The sequence below is a fragment of the Streptomyces boncukensis genome (assembly GCF_011045075.1).
GTDB lineage: Bacteria > Actinomycetota > Actinomycetes > Streptomycetales > Streptomycetaceae > Streptomyces > Streptomyces boncukensis.
Genome location: NZ_JAAKZZ010000581.1, coordinates 1 through 4,197, shown reverse-complemented (window position 1 = coordinate 4,197; position 4,197 = coordinate 1). Strand labels below are relative to the sequence as shown.

Sequence of the window (4,197 nt, the reverse complement as noted above, 5' to 3'; positions counted from 1 at the left end):
GGCGCGGACGGCGACGCGGGCGCGGGCGGCGACGGGCCGGGGGCGCTGCGGCGGGAGCTGGCCGGTCTCGCCGAGAGCGAGCGGTTCGGCACCCTGCTGGCGCTGGTGCGTACCCATGTGGCCGCTGTGCTGCGCTACCGCTCGGCGGAGGAGGTGGGCCCGGACCGCCCGTTCAAGGAGCTGGGCTTCGACTCCATCGCCGCGGTCGAGCTGAGGAACCGGCTGCGCGCCGCCACGGGGGTGCGGCTGCCCGCGACGGCGGCCTTCGACCACCCCACGCCGAGCCTGCTGACCCGCTTCGTGCTGTCCGAGGTGCTGCCCGGGGAGTCCGCGGCGGAGCATCCGGCGGCCGCGCGCCTCGACGAGCTGGACGCGGCGCTCGCCGTGCTGCCGGCGGAGGATCCGCGGCGCACCGGCCTGCTCAGCCGGCTGCGGGCCCTGCTGTGGAAGCACGAGTCCGCGCCGGAGGAGGAGCAGCCGGCGCACGGGCCCGCCGAAGGCGACCTGACCGCCGCCACCGCCGACGAGATGTTCGCCCTGATCGACCGGGAGCTCGGCGCATGAGGTGACCCCGTATCAGGCCGGATCCGGCCACCCGCTTTAGGCCGGATCAAGACGGCCGTTAACGGCGCTGCGCAGACTGGCGGCTGGTGAGCCGACGGACGGGGCCGGTGCGCCGTGCGGGGACCTTCCGGCGCGCCGGGAGAGGAGGCCAGGTCATGAGCAAGCCGCCGCCGCAGTGTCCAGCCGCCGGGCTGGCGCCTCAGTCGCTGGAGGAGCGGATCAGACGCTGGGGCATGCACCAGCCCTGGCTGCAGGAGGACCTGGTCGCCCACTGGAGACAGCTGCGGGACCACGCGCCGATCGTCCGCTCCGAGGAAGGCGGCGGATACTGGATCCTGACCCGCTACGCGGACATCGAGTGGGCGGCGAAGAACCCCGGCCTCTTCTCCAGCGCCGAGGCAGTGCCCTCCGGCAACGTCTTCCCGGCGAAGCTGATCCCGATCCAGTACGACGGCGAGGAGCACCGCGCCTGGCGCCAGACGCTCGCGGACCTGTTCAACCCCGGTGTGGCCAAGCACTTCACCCCGCAGATCCGCCAGGCCGCGAACGACACGATCGACTCCATCGCCGAGAAGGGCCGCTGCGAGTTCGTCTCCGAGTTCGCCGCCGTCCTGGCCGCGGAGTCCTTCCTGGTGGTCTTCGGGATCGGGCGCGAGCATCTGCGGGCGCTGCAGGAGCACAAGTCCTGGCTGAACCAGGAGGGCCGGACCAGGGTCCGCTTCGGCGTGGACATCCGGCCGGCCAACCAGCGGATGTGGGACTTCTTCGGCGAGGCCGTCGACCGGCGGCGCGCCGAGGGCGCGCGGGGCGGCCGGGACGTCATCAGCACGCTGTTCCGCTCCTCCTACCAGGGCCGGGAGCTCACCCGCGAAGAGATCGTCAACATCCTCTTCGTCTCGATGCTGGCGAGCCTGGACACCACCACCTCGGCGCTCGGGCTGATCTACCTCCATCTCGCCGAGCACCCCGAGGTCCAGGAGATGATCCCGGCAGCGCCCGAGAAGGTGCCCGCGATCACCGAGGAGCTGCTGCGGCACGCCGCGGTCTCCTCGACGGGACGGCTGGTCACCCGCGATGTCGAACGGCACGGGGTGACGATGCGCGCCGGGGACCGGATTCTGCTCTCCTGGGGGCTGTCCGGCACCGACCCGGACGCCTTCGAACGCCCCGACGAGGTGGACTTCGAACGCTCGCAGCTGCGCCAGCTGGCCTTCGGCGCCGGACCGCACCGCTGCCTGGGGATGCATATCGCCCGCCGCCTCATCAGGATCGCGCTGGAGGAGTGGCACCGGCGGATCCCCCGGTACGCGCCGGCACCCGGCACCGCGCCCGTCCACCACTACTCGCCCGCGCGCGGACTGGCCAGCCTCGATCTGGTCGCCGTCCCTCCGCCGGCCGGCACGGGGGAGGGAGCACGGTGGTGAGGGTCAGGGTCGACGCCGGGCGGTGCATGGGCCACGCGATGTGCGAAAGCCTCGCCGGGGAGGTCTACGAGGTCACCGACGACGGCTTCAACGAGATGGGGGAGTTCGAGGTCCCCGAGGAGCTGCGCGCGGTCGCCGTCCGGGGCGCCTCGGCCTGCCCGGAAGGGGCCATCGCGCTGACCGGGGAGGGCACGGACCGCTGAGCGGAGCCGTACCCGTCGGGGGCGCTTGCCCCGGCCCGGCCGGCTCCGCCGGGCACCCCCCTCAGCCCTCAGCCGACCGGTCGTTCAGCCAGGACGGTGTGCGCCAGCCGCAGCAGGTCCTCGGCGACCGGCCCCGGCTGCTGGGCGTGCAGATCGTGGTCGGCGTCCGGGTACGCGCGGACGGTGGCGCGGGGCAGCGAGGCCGCCGCCGTCTCCAGGGCGACGCGGATGCGCTTGACCAGCGTCGCGATGTCCTGCGGCCACCGCGGGTTGGTGACGGGGACGGCGGGGATCAGCAGCGTGGGCACGGTGACCGCCGGGTACCACGGGCTCGGCGGGTCGTCCCACATGCTCTGCATGATCGACGTCCGGTGCTCGGGCGGCAGCACCTGGGCGAGCGAACCCTCCGGAGTGACCCGGAGGGACGCCAGCGACGCGTCGATCGCCCGGCCGGACCAGTCGGGGTGCGCGGAGCGCAGATAGTCGCGCATGCCCCCGAGCGTGGCACCGTGCAGATCGGGATGGGTCAGCGCCATCACGGAGACGAACGCCTCCCAGGAGCCGTAGATCCGGGCGGGTTCGTACCAGCCGCCCTCGACCAGGGCCAGCCCGGAGACCAGATGCGGGTGCTGGGCGGCGAGCCGCAGCGCGAGATGGGCGCCCCAGGAGTGGCCCGCGACCACCGCGCCCCGCAGCCCCAGCGCGCCGGCCAGCGCCGCCAGGTCCGCGGTGGCGGTGTCGTTGTCGTAGCCGTCCTGGGACGCCGGGGACTCGCCGTGGCCGCGCAGGTCGGCCGCGTACACCGGGTGGCCCGCTGCCGCCAGCCGTTCGGCGGCCTCGTCCCACAGCCGGGCGTTGGAGGCCAGGCCGTGCACGAGCAGGAACGCGGGCGGCCGCCGTCCCGGACGGTGCCGCACATGCAGGGCCACGTCGTCGCCCAGGGGAACGGGGAAACCCATACCGCGGCGTTACTTCCGGCGGCAGTCGTAGTCGTGGACCCATGCCTGCCCGTCCTTGAGCGACACGGTGGACCGGACCTTGAAGTGGTGCTTGCCGACGACGGTGTAGTCGTCGACGAGGTCCATGTGGGCGCCCTCGGCGTCCCCGGCGGGGTCGGGCTTCGCCACCTGGACGAGGGGGCCCTTGAACTTCAGGTGCCCGTCCTGCCAGCCGGGGGAGGTGGTGGTGCTGCTGGTGCCCCAGTCGTCGTGGTACTGGCCGATGTAGTTCTTGTCGACGGGGTTCCAGCCCCAGACGGTCCTGCCGTGCAGATCGCCGCTCGCCGTCTTCGCGTCGATGGTGACGTAGTGGCCGTCCATGGACCGCTGGGTCTTCACATACATCACCGTGCGGGGCGTTCCCGGCTCCGGATTGTCGATGCACCTCCAGGAGCCGATGAGCGGGGCCAGCTTCCGCATCTGCGGCGGAGCGGGCAGCGTGGACCGGGGGCCCGCGGCGGGCTCGGCGCTCCGCGCTCCGCTCGCACCGGCGGCACGGGCGCTGCCGGCCGCCTTGCTGTCGTCGGCGCCGCCGCCGGCGTCCGGGGCGCTGCTCGCGGGCGCCGCACTGACGAGGAAGGCGGGCACCACGAGGGCGAGGGCCGCGCCGAAGGCGCGGAGCGGTGTGCGAGATGTCATGCTCAACTCCCGTGGGAAGGGCGGGAACGGGTCAGGGAATCACTGGCCGTCGTGTGGCTTGGCCGCGGACGCGATCACATAGCCCCTGGACGCCGCGCGCAGCTCGGTGAGCCGGAGATGCCAGCGGATGGCGCTCTTGTGCTTGAACGCCCGGAAGCGCGGATCCAGCAGGAGCTCGGCGCAGCGGTTGCGTACGAACTCCGCGTTCGCTTCGAGCACCTCGGCGGTGACGTCCCGGACCTCGACGCCGGTGAAGCCGGCCCGCTTGAGGCGCTCGGCGTAGACACGGCGCGGGTACCAGTTGGCCTGCGGGATGATCCGCTTGCGCCGCCACTCGTCGAGGCGCGCGGTGAGGCTCTGCCTGCCGGG

5 protein-coding genes and 1 pseudogene are annotated in these 4,197 nt (G+C 73.3%); 3 read left to right on the top strand and 3 right to left on the bottom strand.

What is annotated here, in order from left to right:
- The 3 genes from G5C65_RS32405 to G5C65_RS32395 form a co-directional block, all read left to right on the top strand.
- Positions 1-564: acyl carrier protein (locus tag G5C65_RS32405; protein WP_241266221.1), on the top strand; the 564-nt coding region annotated here is incomplete at its 5' end.
- 155 nt (positions 565-719) lie between these two features.
- Positions 720-1,988: a cytochrome P450 gene (locus G5C65_RS32400; RefSeq protein ID WP_165302614.1), complete on the top strand. Its 1,269-nt coding sequence runs from the start codon at positions 720-722 to the stop codon at positions 1,986-1,988.
- Positions 1,985-2,191: a ferredoxin gene (locus tag G5C65_RS32395; protein ID WP_165302613.1), complete on the top strand. Its 207-nt coding sequence runs from the start codon at positions 1,985-1,987 to the stop codon at positions 2,189-2,191. The genes G5C65_RS32400 and G5C65_RS32395 overlap by 4 nt, the downstream gene beginning before the upstream one ends.
- 68 nt (positions 2,192-2,259) lie before the next feature.
- Here the strand turns inward: G5C65_RS32395 and G5C65_RS32390 are convergent, their stop codons facing one another.
- The 3 genes and pseudogenes from G5C65_RS32390 to G5C65_RS32380 all read right to left on the bottom strand — a co-directional run.
- Positions 2,260-3,150 (bottom strand): alpha/beta fold hydrolase, encoded by an 891-nt coding sequence (locus G5C65_RS32390; RefSeq protein ID WP_165302612.1) that lies wholly within the window; start codon positions 3,148-3,150, stop codon positions 2,260-2,262.
- Between the two features lie 9 nt (positions 3,151-3,159).
- Positions 3,160-3,828 (bottom strand): DUF1579 family protein, encoded by a 669-nt coding sequence (locus G5C65_RS32385; protein ID WP_165302611.1) that lies wholly within the window; start codon positions 3,826-3,828, stop codon positions 3,160-3,162.
- Positions 3,829-3,867: 39 nt separating this feature from the next.
- Positions 3,868-4,197, bottom strand: a pseudogene (locus tag G5C65_RS32380) (hypothetical protein); the annotation flags it as partial.

Coding starts and splice junctions, on each gene's coding strand:
- G5C65_RS32400 (WP_165302614.1), top strand. CDS start 720: ATGAGCAAGCCGCCGCCGCAGTGTCCAGCCGCCGGGCTGGCGCCTCAG.
- G5C65_RS32390 (WP_165302612.1), bottom strand. CDS start 3,150: ATGGGTTTCCCCGTTCCCCTGGGCGACGACGTGGCCCTGCATGTGCGG.
- G5C65_RS32385 (WP_165302611.1), bottom strand. CDS start 3,828: ATGACATCTCGCACACCGCTCCGCGCCTTCGGCGCGGCCCTCGCCCTC.